13 protein-coding genes are annotated in these 14,597 nt (G+C 71.8%); 10 read left to right on the top strand and 3 right to left on the bottom strand.

The window, feature by feature from the left end; all coding sequences use genetic code 11:
- Nucleotides 1-40: 40 nt before the first annotated feature.
- Together H9Y04_RS12270 and H9Y04_RS12275 are read left to right on the top strand one after the other, a co-directional pair.
- Complete coding sequence (locus H9Y04_RS12270; RefSeq protein WP_187813840.1) at nucleotides 41-2,467, top strand: ATP-binding SpoIIE family protein phosphatase; 2,427 nt, start codon at nucleotides 41-43, stop codon at nucleotides 2,465-2,467.
- A 153-nt stretch (nucleotides 2,468-2,620) separates the two neighbouring features.
- Complete coding sequence (locus H9Y04_RS12275) at nucleotides 2,621-3,358, top strand: class I SAM-dependent methyltransferase (protein ID WP_187813841.1); 738 nt, start codon at nucleotides 2,621-2,623, stop codon at nucleotides 3,356-3,358.
- Nucleotides 3,359-3,447: 89 nt separating this feature from the next.
- Here H9Y04_RS12275 and H9Y04_RS12280 read toward each other — a convergent pair whose 3' ends face one another.
- Nucleotides 3,448-4,038, bottom strand: coding sequence for a TetR/AcrR family transcriptional regulator (locus H9Y04_RS12280; RefSeq protein ID WP_187813842.1), 591 nt, complete (start codon nucleotides 4,036-4,038; stop codon nucleotides 3,448-3,450).
- Nucleotides 4,039-4,285: 247 nt separating this feature from the next.
- Here H9Y04_RS12280 and H9Y04_RS12285 point away from each other — a divergent pair, with 247 nt between their 5' ends.
- From H9Y04_RS12285 to H9Y04_RS12300, 4 genes are read left to right on the top strand one after another with little or no spacing between them, the layout of a single operon-like run.
- A complete protein-coding gene (locus H9Y04_RS12285) occupies nucleotides 4,286-4,882 on the top strand; it encodes a (2Fe-2S)-binding protein (RefSeq protein ID WP_187813843.1) in 597 nt (198 codons plus the stop codon).
- Nucleotides 4,879-5,868 (top strand): FAD binding domain-containing protein, encoded by a 990-nt coding sequence (locus H9Y04_RS12290; RefSeq protein WP_187813844.1) that lies wholly within the window; start codon nucleotides 4,879-4,881, stop codon nucleotides 5,866-5,868. Before H9Y04_RS12285 ends, H9Y04_RS12290 begins: the two co-directional genes overlap by 4 nt.
- Nucleotides 5,865-7,985 (top strand): xanthine dehydrogenase family protein molybdopterin-binding subunit, encoded by a 2,121-nt coding sequence (locus tag H9Y04_RS12295; RefSeq protein WP_187813845.1) that lies wholly within the window; start codon nucleotides 5,865-5,867, stop codon nucleotides 7,983-7,985. The genes H9Y04_RS12290 and H9Y04_RS12295 overlap by 4 nt, the downstream gene beginning before the upstream one ends.
- On the top strand, nucleotides 7,978-9,105 hold the full coding sequence (locus H9Y04_RS12300; RefSeq protein ID WP_187813846.1) for an XdhC family protein: 1,128 nt from the start codon (nucleotides 7,978-7,980) through the stop codon (nucleotides 9,103-9,105). The genes H9Y04_RS12295 and H9Y04_RS12300 overlap by 8 nt, the downstream gene beginning before the upstream one ends.
- Before the next feature lie 17 nt (nucleotides 9,106-9,122).
- Here H9Y04_RS12300 and H9Y04_RS12305 read toward each other — a convergent pair whose 3' ends face one another.
- Nucleotides 9,123-9,767 carry a VanZ family protein gene (locus tag H9Y04_RS12305; RefSeq protein WP_236070777.1) on the bottom strand — a complete coding sequence of 215 codons (645 nt, stop codon included), beginning with the start codon at nucleotides 9,765-9,767 and terminating at the stop codon, nucleotides 9,123-9,125.
- A gap of 311 nt (nucleotides 9,768-10,078) precedes the next feature.
- Between H9Y04_RS12305 and H9Y04_RS12310 the strand changes: the two genes are divergently transcribed.
- Complete coding sequence (locus H9Y04_RS12310; RefSeq protein WP_187813847.1) at nucleotides 10,079-10,531, top strand: hypothetical protein; 453 nt, start codon at nucleotides 10,079-10,081, stop codon at nucleotides 10,529-10,531.
- A 99-nt stretch (nucleotides 10,532-10,630) separates the two neighbouring features.
- Nucleotides 10,631-11,452, top strand: coding sequence for a DUF1206 domain-containing protein (locus H9Y04_RS12315; protein ID WP_187813848.1), 822 nt, complete (start codon nucleotides 10,631-10,633; stop codon nucleotides 11,450-11,452).
- Between the two features lie 30 nt (nucleotides 11,453-11,482).
- Here H9Y04_RS12315 and H9Y04_RS12320 read toward each other — a convergent pair whose 3' ends face one another.
- The gene (locus tag H9Y04_RS12320; RefSeq protein WP_187813849.1) at nucleotides 11,483-12,178 is read right to left on the bottom strand and encodes an aspartate/glutamate racemase family protein; all 696 of its coding nucleotides are present in this window, start codon (nucleotides 12,176-12,178) and stop codon (nucleotides 11,483-11,485) included.
- A 240-nt stretch (nucleotides 12,179-12,418) separates the two neighbouring features.
- Between H9Y04_RS12320 and H9Y04_RS12325 the strand changes: the two genes are divergently transcribed.
- Entirely contained in the window at nucleotides 12,419-13,252 is an 834-nt protein-coding gene (locus H9Y04_RS12325; protein WP_187813850.1) for a M55 family metallopeptidase, read from the top strand.
- Complete coding sequence (locus H9Y04_RS12330) at nucleotides 13,245-14,594, top strand: M20/M25/M40 family metallo-hydrolase (RefSeq protein WP_187813851.1); 1,350 nt, start codon at nucleotides 13,245-13,247, stop codon at nucleotides 14,592-14,594. The genes H9Y04_RS12325 and H9Y04_RS12330 overlap by 8 nt, the downstream gene beginning before the upstream one ends.
- Nucleotides 14,595-14,597 lie beyond the last annotated feature (3 nt).

Consider the following 14,597-nt stretch of genomic DNA (forward strand, 5'->3'; position numbering starts at 1 on the left):
GGACCGGTCCAGGGATCCCCTGCAGGGGCACGGTGAACCCATGGGGCACGACGACGGCCAGGAGCCGGACGCGCAGCACGCCGTGACCGGCCGCATCCCGCTGGCCGTGGTCGTGGTGGACGGTGCGGGCCTGGTCTCGCACTGGAGCACCGGCGCACGCCGGCTCTTCGGCCACACGCGCGAGGAGGCGGTGGGCCGCCCCGCCGTCGACCTGCTGCCCGTCTCCGGGGCGCTCCCGGACGAGCCCCGCGCACTCGGGGCGTACGAGGACTACGAGGCGTACCGCGAGCTCGGCCCCGATCTGGAGGCCTCGCTCGGCGGACGCACCTCCTACACGGCAGCGGGCCGCGCGCGGCTCGGCACGCACGGGCCCGACCGCATCGACGTGCTGTGGTGGGCCTATCCGCTGGTCGGCCCCGGACCCGAGCGGCTGCTCGTGCTCGCGGCGGACGCCGCGGGCCTGCACGAGGGCGAGGAATCCGGTGTGGTGGAGCGGATCGCTCCCGGCTTCGCGCTGCACACCGAGTTCGACGGCGCCGACGAGCTGGCCAGGAGGCTGCCCGAGATCCTGCCGAGCATGAGCGTGGGCGAGAGCTCGCGGATCGTCTCCCAGGTGCTCGAACTCGGCTATCCCGTCCTGGAGTTCAGCCAGAGCGACCGTGTGCCCGTCACGCCCGACTGGGGCGTGCCGCGGCGCGCCGAGCGGCGTGCGCGCCGGCAGGCGGCGGCGCAGGGAGCGGTGGTCCCGCAGGCGCGCGAGGCGCAGGAGGCCATGGACCTCGAGTACGCCGCCGTGCGGGAGCACCTCGAGTTCCTCAACGAGGTCTCGGGGCGTATCGGCACCTCGCTCGACCTGGCCAAGACGATCGTCGAGGTGAGCCGGGCCGTCGTGCCGCGGTTCACCGATGTGGCCGGGACGTATCTGCGCGAGCAGGTCGTCGCCGGAGAGGGCTTCCCCGACGGACCGCCGGACGCCACGACGATGTGGCACCGGGTCGCCCTCGAGCACACCGACGAGCCGGGGCGCTGGGACGACGTGGTGCCGGTCGGCGAGTCGATGCCGTTCCCGGTGCACACGCCGTTCTTCCAGTGCATGACGACCGGGCAGCCGGTCCTGGTGCCGCGGATCAGCGAGGAGATGGGCACCAAGATCGCGGCGCAGTTCGAGAAGCGGGACATCCGGCCGCTGATCAACAACCGCTCGATGCTGGTCGTGCCGCTCAAGGCCCGCAATGTGGTGCTCGGCTTCATGATCCTGCTGCGCCACCCGGAACGGGCGGTCTTCAACGATATGGACCGCGTCACCGGAGCCGAACTCGCCGCGCGTGCCGGCCTCGTGCTCGACAACGCACGGATGTACACGTACCAGGAGAGCGTCGCCGAAACCCTGCAGGACTCGATGCTGCCCCATATCGCCCCGCGCATGGCGGGCTGTGACATCGCCACGCGCTATCTGCCGGGCACGCTGCTCGGCCGGGTCGGCGGCGACTGGTTCGACTCGGTGAAGCTGCCGGGATCGCGGACCGCCCTCGTCGTGGGCGACGTGATGGGGCACGGGCTCAACTCGGCTGCGATGATGGGCCAGTTGAGGACCGCCGTGCAGACCATGGCGGCGCTCGACCTGCCGCCCGCGCAGCTCCTGCGCAATCTCGACGATCTCGCGCAGCGGCTCGGCGAGCAGTACCTCGCGACCTGTCTGTACGCGGTGTACGACCCGATCGCCGGCGAGCTGCAGATCGCCAACGCCGGGCACATCCCGCCCGTCGTGGTGCGCGCCGTGGACGGCCGCAGCGAGCTGCTCGACCTGCCGACCGGCGCGCCGATCGGTGTCGGGGGAGTGCCCTTCGAGACCGTACGGGTGTCCGTGGAGCCCGGGGACCGGCTCGTGATGTGCACCGACGGTCTGGTCGAGATGCGCGGCGAGGACATCGGCGTGGGCCTCGCGACCCTCTGCGAATCGGCCGCGCACCCGGCCGCGTCCATGGACGACGCCTGCGACACCATCATCCGCGCGCTCAACACCCGCGGGGGCCGCAAGGACGACGTGGCGCTCCTGATGGCCCGGCTCAACGGGGTGACGCGGCAGGACGTGGCGAACTGGCGGCTCGCCCTGGACCCGCGCGAGGTGGGTCGTGCGCGGCGCCTGGTGCGCGAGAAGCTGGTGGCCTGGGGGCTGCAATCGGCGGTGGAGAACGCCGAGTTGCTGGTCAGCGAGCTGGTCACCAATGCGGTACGGCATGCGCACAGCCGACAGATCGAACTGCGGCTCGTACGGACCGACGTCCTGTTCTGCGAGGTCGAGGACGACGACCACACCCTGCCCACGCTGTGCAGCGCCGGACCCGAGGACGAGGCCGGACGCGGTCTGAACGTGGTCGAGCGGGTGGCCGTCGAGTGGGGCGCGAACCGGACCGCGGCGGGCAAGTCCGTCTGGTTCGAGCTGGCGTTGCCCAAGCGCAGGGGCTGACCGCTGCCGCAGGTGAGGCAGGGGGCGCGCGAAGGCGCGCAAGAGGCGTGCGCGGCTCGAACGATGAGTGAAGGTGTGCGCCCGTGGGTTGTCCGGGGACCCCTGCCGAGGGTAGACCGATCTCTACATGCGGCAACCTGGGGAGAGTCGGTCATGAGCGTGACGAGCCGGTACAAAGAGGCCTGGGAGGGATTCTGGCGCGAAGCGCCGGAAGAACAGGGCGCGGTGTTCTGGGATGCGGAGCCCGCACTCACCGCGGGGCTCCATCTCGCCCTGGCCGAACCGCACTTGGCGGCCCCGGGCCTGCCGCTGGTCGACCTGGGCTGCGGCAACGGTACGCAGACCCGCTTCCTCGCGGACCGCTTCCCGCGCGTCGTCGGCGTCGACCTCTCGCAGGCGGCGATCGACCACGCCGAACATGCGGACCACGCCGCACCCGACACGACCGGCCGGGCCGAGTACCGGCAGCTGGACGCGGTCGACAAGGCGGCCATAGAGGCGCTGCACGACGAGCTCGGCGATGCCAACGTCTATATGCGCGGTGTCCTGCACCAGTGCGAACCCGTCGACCGCCGCCCGTTCGTCGACTCGATCGCGGCTCTGGTCGGTACGCGCGGCCGCGCCTTCGTGGTCGAGCTCTCCGAACGGGCGGGACCGATCCTGATGGGCCTCGCCCAGGGCCCGGCCGGCCCGCCGCCCAAGCTGCTCCCGGTGTTCCAGCACGGCATCGCCCCCGCGGAGGTCTCCGACGAGGCCCTGTCCGAGCTGTTCGCCGCGGCCGGTCTCGGCATCCTCGCGAGCGGTGAGATGCCGCTGATCACCACGGACTTCACGCCGGACGGCTCACGTATCGAGCTGCCGTCGAGGTGGCTGGTGGCGGGGCGGCCGTGAGGATCGGGTGACCGGGGCGATCGGCATTCGCTGACCGGAGCGATCGGTATTCAGCGACCGGGGCGATCAGCATTCAGTGACCGGGGCGATCAGCTGGGCGCCCCGGTCCGCAGGCTGTCCATCACCAGATCGAGCAGCCGCGTCGACCGCTCCTTCCACTGCTCGTCGGCCGGAATGCTGAACAGGCCCGCGATCAGGTAGAAGAAGTCCTCCGCCGTCACCCCGGTGCGGATCGTGCCGGCCTCCTGGCCCGCGGTGAGCAGGGTGCTCACCGCCGCCATGAGGTCGGCGGGCGAGGGCTTCTGTGCGCCGGTCGCGCTCATGGCGCGGCGCAGCGCCTCCATCAGGCCGGCCTTCGCCAGCGCGTGCTCGGCGAGGCGGTCCATCCAGGCGCGCAGCGCCTCGTCCGGTGCCATGGTCCGCAGGAGCTGGCCCGCGCTCTCGGCCACCTGCGTCATCTCGTGCCGGAACACTTCGAGGACCAGTGCGTCGCGGCTGGGGAAGTTCCGGTAGAAGGTGCCCTGCCCGACGCCCGCCGCGCGGGCGATCGCGCTCAGCGGTACCTCCGGGTCGCGGGTCATCTCGGCCAGGGCGACCTCGAGGATCCGCTCACGGTTGCGCTGGGCGTCCGAGCGCAGGGCGGCGGGCTTCTGCGGCTCGTCCGGTCGCTGCTCCGCCATGGGCTGCCTCATTCCTCCTGCCACGTTCCCCGCGTCCCTTCGGGTGGCCGTGGCCGTGTTCTCTCGCGCCGCGCGTTCGCCCGCGAGTGTGTTCTCTTGCGAAGCGGACAGCTGTCCGGTACGTTCCGGGTTAACGGACAGCTGTCCGCTTGGCTCCAGAGTACCGAGATCCGCAGCTGTTGGACACCGCCGATCCGGCGGGCCCGGTCTGCACCCCCACCGCGGCCACGCGAAAGAGGGCTAGCTCATGATCACGTCCGATCCGACCGCATCCCAGACGGCCGGCGCCATCATCCTCCACGTCAACGGCGAGAAGCACGCGCTGACCGTCGACCACCGCACCACCCTGCTCGACGCCCTGCGCGAGCGGCTCGATCTGACCGGCACCAAGAAGGGCTGCGACCACGGACAGTGCGGGGCCTGCACGCTCCTGGTGGACGGCCGCCGCTCCCTGTCCTGTCTGCAGCTCGCCGTCGCGGCCGAAGGGCGCGAGATCACCACCATCGAAGGGGTGGCCGGGCAGGGCGCCGATGAGGGTGAACTCCACCCCGTACAGCAGGCGTTCCTCGAATTCGACGGCTTCCAGTGCGGCTACTGCACACCCGGGCAGATCTGTTCGGCCATCGCCGTGATCGAGGAGCACGCGGCCGGCTGGCCGAGCGCCGCGACCGGTGATGTGCATCCCGGGGCCCCGCCGGAGCCCCTGACGCCGGAGGAGATCCGGGAGCGGATGAGCGGCAATCTCTGCCGCTGCGGGGCGTACACCTCGATCGTCCGGGCCGTGGCCCATGCGGCCGAGGCCGGTGCGGTACGGGACGCGCGTGACGAGGAGGCCGCGGCATGAAGGAGTTCAGCTACCGGCGCGCCACCGATGTCGAGGGCGCCGTGGCGCTGCTCGACGCCGATCCCGGCGCCCGCTTCCTCGGCGGGGGCACCAATCTCGTCGACCTGATGAAGGCCGGTGTCGAGAGCCCCGAGCGGCTGGTCGACATCCGTGAGCTGCCGCTCGACGGCATCGAGGTCACCGGGGACGGCGGTCTGCGGATCGGCGCGACGGTGACCAACAGCGATCTCGCCGCCCACCCCGAAGTACGCCGCCGCTACGCGGCGTTGAGCCAGGCGGTGCTCGCCGGGGCGTCCGGGCAGCTGCGGAACATGGCGACCGTCGGCGGCAATCTGCTCCAGCGCACCCGCTGCGGCTACTTCACGGACATCAGCAGCCCCTGCAACAAGCGCGAACCCGGCAGCGGCTGCCCCGCCGTCGAGGGCGAGCACCGCAACGCCGCCATCCTCGGCGCGTCCGGCCACTGCGTGGCCGTGCACCCCTCGGACATGGGCGTCGCCCTGGCCGCCTTCGACGCGGTGGTCTCGTATCGCACGCAAGAAGGGGAAGGGGAGTTGGCGCTCGCCGACTTCTACCTTCCCGTCGGCGACACCCCGCACCGCGAGACCGCGCTGCCGCCCGGTGCCCTGATCACCGCTGTCACGCTGCCGCCCGCGCCGGTCCGCTCCCGCTACCGCAAGGTGCGCGAGCGCGCCTCGTACGCCTTCGCGATCGGTTCGGTCGCGGCGGCCCTCGACGTACGGGACGGGGTGGTGCAGGACGTCAGGCTGGCGTACGGCGCCGTCGCGTCCCGGCCGTGGCGTGCGCGGGCCGCGGAGGCCGCGCTGCTCGGCGCCCCCGCCGCGGCCGCCTCCTTCGCGGCGGCCGCGGACGCCGAGCTCGCCGCCGCCGTGCCGCTCGCGGACAACGCGTACAAGGTGACGCTCCTTCGCAACCTGACGATCGCGGTGCTCACCGAACTCCAGCAGGAGGGAACGGCCCGATGACCACCACGCTGCCCACCACCACCGCGTTCGGTACCTCCCGTACCCGCGTCGAAGGCCGCGAGAAGGTCACCGGCGCCGCACGCTACACCGGCGACATCCCGCTCACCGGGCTCGCCCACGGCAGCCTGGTGCTCTCCACGATCGCGCGGGGCCGCATCCGGGCGATCGACGACGCCGCCGTCCGCGCGATGCCCGGCGTCCTGGCCGCGCTGCACCACCTCAACGCCCCACGCGTGGACGGCGATTACGCCAGTCTCATGGGCATGGCCCCGGACCCCACGGTGCGGGCCTTCCAGGACGACCGGGTGCCGCACTGGGGCTGGCCCGTCGCGCTCGTCGTGGCTGAGACGCCCGAACAGGCGCGGGCGGGGGCCGACGCGCTGGTCGTCGAGTACGCGGCCGAGGCGCATGACACGGCTTTCTCTGCGGAGCGCGCGGACGCGTACGGCGTGGACGGCGTCGTGCCCGCGACCCTCGCCAAGGGAGACGAGGACGCCGGGCTCGCGGCCTCCGCCGTGGTGGTCGACGCCTCGTATACGACGCCGGAAGAGCACCACAACCCGATGGAGCCGCACGCCGCCACCGCGTACTGGCAGGACGGCCGCCTGGAGGTCCTGGACTCCAATCAGGGCGCGAGCTGGGTCGCCGAGGACCTGGCCAAGGCCTTCGGCCTGGCCCCGGGCCTGGTGCGGGTGCGCTCCGAGCACGTCGGCGGAGGCTTCGGATCCAAGGGCGTACGGGTGCATCAGATCGCGGCCGTGATGGCGGCCACCGAGCTGCGGCGGCCGGTGCGGGTGGCGATGACCCGCCGGCAGATGTTCAGCCTGGCCGGCTACCGCAGCCCCACGGCGCAGCGGGTACGGCTCGGCGCGGACCCCGACGGGCGGCTGCGGGTGCTGTCGCACGGTTCGGTGAGTCAGACTTCGAGTGTGTACGAGTTCGTGGAGCCGGCGGCGGCCGCGGGCCGTGTCCTGTACGACGCGGACGCGCACCGCACGAGCGCCCGGGTGGTCCGCCTGGACGTGCCCACGCCGACGTCGATGCGCGCGCCCGGCATGGCGCCCGGCTCCTTCGCGCTCGAATCCGCGCTCGACGAGCTGGCCGAGCGCTGCGGGACCGACCCGGTCGCGCTGCGGCTGCGCAACGAGCCCGCGGCGGGTCCGCTGAGCGGGCTGCCGTTCGCCGGGCGGAATCTGCTCGCGTGCTTCGAGGAGGGTGCCCGGCGGTTCGGCTGGGCGGACCGCGATCCGCGTCCGCGGGTACGGCGCGAGGGGCGCTGGCTGCTCGGGACGGGGACGGCCGCGGCCACGTTCCATGCCTTCGCGGTGCCGTCCACGGCGGCGGTGACGGCCTGGGCGGACGGCACGTTCACGGTACGGATCGCCGCGGCCGACATCGGTACGGGGTCGCGGACAGCGCTCCAGATCGTGGCGGCCGATGCGCTGCGGGTCGCGCCCGAGCAGGTCGACGTCCGGATCGGGGACAGTGCGTTCGGGCCCGCTTGGCTCGCGGGCGGCTCGGCCGGCACCAGCTCCTGGGCCTGGGCGATCACTCCGGCGGCCGAGGAGCTGCGCGAGCGACTCGCACTCGGCGCGGACATCCCCGCGGACGGCCTGACGGTCCGCTCGGACAGCACGGCCGCGCTCGCCGGACAGGAACCGGCCGAACGGCACTCCTACGGCGCCCAGTTCGCCGAGGTCGCCGTGGATCCCGGGACCGGTGAGGTGCGGGTGCGGCGGATGCTCGGGATGTTCGCGGCCGGCCGGATCGTCAACCCGCTGACCGCACGCAACCAGTTGGTGGGCGGCATGGTCTGGGGCGTCTCCATGGCCCTGCACGAGGAAGCGGTACGCGACCGGGCCTCGGGCGCTCTCGTCGGCGCCGACCTCGCGGGCTACCACGTCGCCTCGCACGCCGATGTGGCGCACATCGAGGCCGACTGGGTGGACGACCCCATGCCCGGCGATCCGATCGGGATCAAGGGCGTCGGAGAGATCGGCGTCGTCGGTGCGGCCGCGGCGATCGCCAACGCCGTATGGCATGCGACCGGCGTACGGCACCGGCAGCTGCCGATCCGTCCGGACCGGGTCATCGCCGGGGAGTCCCCCGATGCTTGACATCGCCGCCGACCTGAACCGGTGGCTGTCCGAGGGCCGGGCCTTCGCCGTCGCCACGGTCGTCGGCGCGAGCGGCAGCGCGCCGCGCGGTCCGGGCGCGGCCCTCGCCGTGGACGCCGAGGGCACGGTCGTCGGCTCGGTCTCCGGCGGGTGCGTCGAGGGCGCCGTCTACGAGCTGTGCGCACAGGCCCTGGCGGACGGCGTGCCCGTGCTCGAACGGTTCGGGTACAGCGACGAGGAGGCCTTCGCGGTGGGGCTCACCTGCGGTGGGGTGATCGACATTCTGGTCACACCGGTGGGTGCCGACTCCGGTCAACGCTCCCTGTACGGCAAGGCTGTTGAGGCCGCCGTACAGGGGGAGGGGGTCGCGCTCGCACGCGTGGTGCGGGGGCCGGTCGAGGTGGTGGGGCGGGCGTTGGTGGTGCGGGCGGATGGGTCGTACGAGGGGAGCCTGTCGGGATCGCCGTCGGATCCGCCGTCGGATCCGCTCGCGTCGGCGCCGGCCGGGACGCTCGCCGAGGAGGCGAAGGCGCTGCTCGACGGCGGCCGCACCGGCACCGTGGAACTGTCCGAGGACGGTTCGCGGTGCCCGGGCGGGCTCCACGTGTTCGTGGAGTCGAGCCTGCCGCCGCCGCGGATGATCGTCTTCGGGTCGATCGACTTCGCGGCGGCACTGGTCAGGGCGGGCAAGTTCCTCGGCTATCACGTGACGGTGTGCGACGCCCGTGAGGTCTTCACCACGCGGGCCCGCTTCCCCGAGGCGGACGAGATCGTGGTCGAGTGGCCGCACCGGTATCTGGCCCGCACCTCCGTCGACGCGCGCACGGTGCTGTGCGTCCTGACCCACGACCCCAAGTTCGATGTGCCGCTCCTGGAGCTGGCGTTGCGGCTGCCGGTCGCCTATGTCGGGGCGATGGGCTCGCTGCGTACCCATGAGGACCGCAACCGGCGGCTGCGGGAAGCGGGCGTCGGGGAGGCCGAGTTGGGGCGGCTGAGGTCGCCGATCGGGCTCGACCTCGGGGGACGTACGCCCGAGGAGGTCGCGGTCTCGATCGTGGCGGAGACGGTGGCGGTGCGGTACGGGAGGGGTGGCGGGCCGATGAGTTCGGGGCTCGGCTGAGGGCGGTGGGCTCCTGGCTACTTTCGCTTGCGACTCGTATGGCGACTCGTATGGCGACTCGTGTTACGGCTCGTACGAGGATCTTCCGCAGCCGGATCAGGCCTTCCGTACCACCAGAAGCGGCGCCGGCGCGGTGGGTGGATCGAGCGGGAGAGCCGGCGGCCGATCAGGAGATAACCGAGCAGCGCCCCACCGGTGTTGAGCAGGACGTCGTCGATGTCGAAGGCGCGGCCGGTGATCACCGCGCCCTGCACCACCTCGACCGCCAGCATGACCAGGGTGGTCAGGGCGAGAACCCGCAGGATGCCGCGGGCTCCTGGGGCCACCAGCGGCAGCAGGACACCGAAGGGGACTCCGAGGAGGATGTTGCCGCCGAGCTGTTTGACGGTGTCGCGAAACGCGGGCTGTGCGAGATAGTCGCGAATCGAGTCGCCCGGGCGCAGGTTGGTGTGCGTGAGCGGTACCGAGGCGGAGGACGGCTGCAGGGTGAGCCGGGCGAGCACCACGCCGAACGCCACCATCGCGGCGCAAGCGAGCAGCATCACCAGGGCGCGGACAAGCCAGGGGACAGGGGCGCGCGGCGGCGCGACGGGTCGCTCTCGTCGACCGCGGATGCGGCCCCCGGTCTTTCGGGTGGCGCGCCGGACGGTGGACTGCGCCATCACTGCTCTCCGGAGGTGGCGGGCGGGCAGGGGATCCCGGGTGCCGGGGCGGGCAGGAACTCCCGGGTGTGCGAGCGGGAAGAACTTCCGTGTACCCGGGTGGAGTTGAGGCAATCGGTCCGTGGCGGCGCATCTCGCGCCCACGGGCGCACGCCGTCCGTCGGCGGGCGCCTCTGCGCAGGATGTGCGCCCCCTCCCGGGGGTTCGCGGCCCGCGTGCCCGGGAGATAGGTCTGAAGGTGCGCGCAACCGCGCCCTCCGCACGATCGGGCGGACCGGCCTTGAGCGAACTTGAGTGAAGGGGAGATCCCCATGGCGTCCTACGACACCGGGCGGCTGACTGCGATCGTCAAGATCCTCGACCACGCGGGTACTCAACTGCGGCTGGCAGCACGGGAGCAGGGGATTCTCGTGACCGGGCCCCTGTCCTGCCAGCCGGCCGACGCCCAGGATCTGTCGGGCATCACCTCACTGCTCGCGGTGGTGGAGCGGGCCTCGGGCGGTGTGCGGCGCGCGCTGGCACACCTGCGGGCGGGCGACACGGGACAGGCCCAACTGGCCCTGGAGGCGGCGGGGACCGGCCCGCGCCTCGACGCCCTGCCGCTTGCCGCACTGCCGCGGCCGCTGCCCGGCCGGGTCACCGCGGCCCTGCAACTGATGCGCGGCATCTCGGGCTTCTTCGCGGCGGACACGGAGGAATTCCTCGTGCGCCAGCTCAGTCCGGCGGGACGGGTGACGGGGCGAGTGGCGGCAGGGGTCGGCTGAGGCCGGCCGGATGGCCGAGCCCTGCCGTATATCGGCCAAGGCCTGTCGGATGGATCACGCCGGAGTGTAAATACGGCAGGCCGGGCTATCCGTCCCGCCATGGTGGAACTCTCCCGCCGGGCCCGCCGCTTGGGCCGCCGCGCGGACAACAGCGACTGGGTGGACCGGGCGGCCGGCCTCGGGCTGATCGCCTACGGCGTGGTGCACCTGGTGGTGGGCTGGCTCGCCGTGCAGCTGGCGGTCGGTGACCACTCGGGCGAGGCCTCGCCGACCGGAGCCATCGGCGAGCTGGCGGACCGGCCGTACGGAGCGGTGATCGTGTGGGCCACCGCGGTGGGCCTGTACCTCCTGGTGATCTGGCAGCTGATCGAGGCCGCGGCCGGGCACCGGTTCGCGCGCAGGCGGACGTGGAAGCGCCTCCTGTCGGGCTGCAAGGCGATCGTGTACGGCGCTCTGGGCACCAGTGCGCTCAAGGTGGCGCTCGGTTCGGGGGCGCAGGGGAACGAGCGGAAGACCGACGACGCGACGGCCCGTCTGATGGATCTGCCGGCCGGCCAGGCGCTCGTCGCCGCGGTCGGCGCGGTGATCATAGGGATCGGTGTGAACCTGCTTCGTCTGGGGTTCACCGACAAGTTCCTGAAGTCCTTCGACGGCAAGGGCCGGTCCGGCACCACCGGCACCGCGTACACCTGGCTGGGGCGCGTGGGGCATGTGGCGAAGGGCCTGGCGCTGTGTATGGTCGGTGTGCTGTTCGGCTGGGCGGCGCTCACCCACGACCCCGACCGCTCGGGCGGCCTCGACGCCGCGCTGCGCGAGGTCCTGAGCCAACCGTTCGGACCGGCCCTCCTGACGGTGATCGGGCTCGGGTTCTGCTGCTACGGGCTGTACTGCTTCGCCTGGGCGCGGCACTTGGACCGTTAGGGCGATGGCGGGGCGGGCCGGGTTCTCGCTTCAGCTGCCGGACAACGCCAGATCCACCGCAGCCTGCGCATGCAGGCGTGCCGTTGGGAAGACGGGGACGGGGCTGTGCTCGGGGCCGATGAGCAGCTCGATCTCGGTGCAGCCCAGGACGACCCCCTCCGCGCCCTCCCCGACGAGCCGGTCGATGACGGCCCGGTACGCGGTGCGGGACTCCTCCCGTACGACGCCCAGGCAGAGCTCCTCGTAGATGACACGGTGCACGAGCGCGCGCTCCTCGGGGCCGGGCACAAGGACGTCGAGCCCGTGGGCGGCGAGGCGGCCGCGGTAGAAGTCCTGCTCCATCGTGAACGCCGTGCCGCGCAGGCCCACGCGGCGCATTCCGGCCGAAGTGACCGCGTCCGCCGTCGTGTCGGCGAGGTGGACCAGCGGAACCGGGATCGCCTCCTGCACCGCGTCCGCGACCTTGTGCATCGTGTTGGTGCAGATCAGGACCATGTCCGCGCCCGCGGCCACCACACTGCGCCCGGCGTCCGCGAGGATCTTTCCGGCCGCGTCCCACGCGCCGGCCACCTGGAGCTCCTCGATCTCCGCGAAATCCACGGAGTACAGCACGCAGCGCGCGGAGTGCAGCCCGCCCAGGCGTTCGCGGGTGAACTCGTTGAGCAGTCGGTAGTACTCGGCGCTCGACTCCCAGCTCATCCCGCCGATCAGCCCGATGGTCTTCATACCCGTGCCTCCTGCTGCCGGTCGCCGCCCATGCCGCGGTCAGTGCACGTGCCGGCGCCACTGTCCTTGTCGCGGTCACTGTCCTTGCTGCCGTCACTGTGCCGCATAAGCGAATCTTTGCCCTGCTGCAGGGTGTTGCCGAGGTGCCTGGCAACCCCTGTGGAAAAGCCAGAGGTCCAGTCCAGCGACAGTTATCCACAGCTCTGGTTCCGCCTCGGCGCAACGCGTACGGTCTTCCGCATGAAGATCCTCATCAGCGCCGACATGGAAGGCGCCACCGGTGTGACCTGGCCTGCCGACGTGCTGCCGGGCCATCCGCAGTGGGAGCGCTGCCGCTCCATGTTCACGTCCGATGTGAACGCCGCGGTGCTCGGCTTCTTCGACGGCGGCGCCGATGAAGTCCTGATCAATGAGGCGCATTGGTCGATGCGCAATCTGCTCCTCGAACAGCTCGACGACCGGGCCGAGATGCTCACCGGACGGCACAAGTCCCTGAGCATGGTCGAGGGCGTGCAGCACGGCGACGTGGACGGCATCGCCTTCGTCGGCTACCACACGGGCGCGGGTACGGAAGGGGTGCTCGCGCACACGTATCTGGCCAACTCCATCACCGGCGTGTGGGTCAATGACGTGCGGGCGAGCGAGGGCCTGCTCAACTCCCATGTGGTGGCCGAGTTCGGTGTCCCGGTGGTCCTGGTCACGGGCGACGATCTGACCTGCGAGGACGCCCTCGGCTATGCGCCGGGCGCGCTGAAGGTCGCGGTGAAGGATCATGTGTCGCGGTATGCGGCGGTGTGCCGCACCCCGGCCCGTACCGCCGCCGACATCCGGGCCGCCGCGAAGGAGGCGGCCGCCCTGGCGGTGCGTCATGAGCCGGTGCGGGGCGGGCCGTTCACCGTGGAGCTCGAGTTCGACGCGGATCATCTGGCGGGGGCCGCCACCGTCGTACCGGGGGTCGAGCGGTCCGGCGAGCGGAGAGTGGCATACACCAGTCCGACCATGTATGAGGGGATTCGTACGTTCAAGGCGGTCACCACGGTCGTCTCCGCCGCGGTCGAGGAGCAATATGGCTGAGCAGAGCACGCAGCAGACGGACAGCGAGGTCGATGCGACCGGGCTCGACGAGGTGGTCGGGTTCACCTCCGACCTGATCCGCATCGACACCACCAACCGGGGCGGCGGCGACTGCCGCGAGCGGCCCGCCGCGGAGTACGCGGCGGAGCAACTGGCGGGCGCCGGGCTCGAACCGGCCCTCCTGGAGCGCACGACCGGGCGCGCCAATGTCGTGGCACGGATCGAGGGCACCGATCCCTCGGCCGACGCGCTTCTCGTGCACGGTCATCTGGACGTCGTGCCGGCCGAGGCCAAGGACTGGCAGGTGGACCCCTTCTCCGGGGAGATCCGCGACGGGGTCGTCTGGGGTCGTGGTGCGATCGACATGAAGAACATGGACGCGATGATCCTTGCGGTCGTCCGCTCCTGGGCCCGCCAGGGCATCCGCCCCCGGCGCGATCTCGTGATCGCCTTCACCGCCGACGAGGAGGCCAGCGCCGAGGACGGCTCCGGCTATCTCGCCGACCGGCATGCGGGACTCTTCGAGGGCTGTACGGAAGGCATCAGCGAATCCGGGGCGTTCACGTTCCACGCGGCCCCCGGGATGGCGCTTTATCCGATCGCGGCAGGGGAGCGGGGCACCGGCTGGCTGAAGCTCACCGCCCGGGGCCGGGCGGGCCACGGCTCCAAGGTGAACCGGGCCAATGCGGTCACCCATCTCGCCCAGGCCATTGCCCGGATCGGCGAGCACCAGTGGCCGGTGCGGCTGACGCCGACGGTACGGGCCGCGCTGAGCGAACTGGCCCGGCTGCACGGCGTCGAGACCGACGTCCACGCACCGGACTTCGACGTGGACGCCCTGCTCGGCAAGCTGGGCCGGGCCGCCGCTCTGGTGGAGCCGACCGTACGCAACAGCGCCAACCCGACGATGCTGCAGGCCGGATACAAGGTCAATGTGATCCCGGGCGAGGCCGTGGCCTATGTGGACGGGCGCTATCTGCCCGGCGGCGAGGAGGAGTTCAGGGCCACGCTCGACGAACTCACCGGACCCCATGTGGACTGGGAGTTCCACCACCGCGAGGTCGCGCTCGAAGCACCGGTCGACTCCGCCACGTACCGGAAAATGCGCGCGGCTCTCGAGGAATTCGAACCGGAAGGGCATGTCGTTCCGTACTGCATGTCAGGAGGGACGGACGCCAAGCAGTTCTCCCGCCTCGGCATCACGGGGTATGGCTTCTCGCCCCTCAAGCTGCCGGAGGACTACGACTATGCGGCGATGTTCCACGGCGTCGACGAACGGGTGCCCGTAGAGGCGCTGCACTTCGGCGCACGGGTGCTGAGCCGCTTTCTGCGAACGGCTTAGCGG

This window comes from Streptomyces polyasparticus, assembly GCF_014493765.1.
In the GTDB taxonomy this organism is placed as follows: domain Bacteria; phylum Actinomycetota; class Actinomycetes; order Streptomycetales; family Streptomycetaceae; genus Streptomyces; species Streptomyces polyasparticus.

Bases quoted from the DNA above. Each gene is read 5' to 3' on its own strand.
- H9Y04_RS12300 (WP_187813846.1), top strand. From the start codon at position 7,978: ATGCTTGACATCGCCGCCGACCTGAACCGGTGGCTGTCCGAGGGCCGG.
- H9Y04_RS12315 (WP_187813848.1), top strand. From the start codon at position 10,631: ATGGTGGAACTCTCCCGCCGGGCCCGCCGCTTGGGCCGCCGCGCGGAC.
- H9Y04_RS12280 (WP_187813842.1), bottom strand. From the start codon at position 4,038: ATGGCGGAGCAGCGACCGGACGAGCCGCAGAAGCCCGCCGCCCTGCGC.
- H9Y04_RS12285 (WP_187813843.1), top strand. From the start codon at position 4,286: ATGATCACGTCCGATCCGACCGCATCCCAGACGGCCGGCGCCATCATC.
- H9Y04_RS12290 (WP_187813844.1), top strand. From the start codon at position 4,879: ATGAAGGAGTTCAGCTACCGGCGCGCCACCGATGTCGAGGGCGCCGTG.
- H9Y04_RS12330 (WP_187813851.1), top strand. From the start codon at position 13,245: ATGGCTGAGCAGAGCACGCAGCAGACGGACAGCGAGGTCGATGCGACC.
- H9Y04_RS12320 (WP_187813849.1), bottom strand. From the start codon at position 12,178: ATGAAGACCATCGGGCTGATCGGCGGGATGAGCTGGGAGTCGAGCGCC.
- H9Y04_RS12295 (WP_187813845.1), top strand. From the start codon at position 5,865: ATGACCACCACGCTGCCCACCACCACCGCGTTCGGTACCTCCCGTACC.
- H9Y04_RS12305 (WP_236070777.1), bottom strand. From the start codon at position 9,767: ATGGCGCAGTCCACCGTCCGGCGCGCCACCCGAAAGACCGGGGGCCGC.
- H9Y04_RS12270 (WP_187813840.1), top strand. From the start codon at position 41: ATGGGGCACGACGACGGCCAGGAGCCGGACGCGCAGCACGCCGTGACC.
- H9Y04_RS12310 (WP_187813847.1), top strand. From the start codon at position 10,079: ATGGCGTCCTACGACACCGGGCGGCTGACTGCGATCGTCAAGATCCTC.
- H9Y04_RS12275 (WP_187813841.1), top strand. From the start codon at position 2,621: ATGAGCGTGACGAGCCGGTACAAAGAGGCCTGGGAGGGATTCTGGCGC.
- H9Y04_RS12325 (WP_187813850.1), top strand. From the start codon at position 12,419: ATGAAGATCCTCATCAGCGCCGACATGGAAGGCGCCACCGGTGTGACC.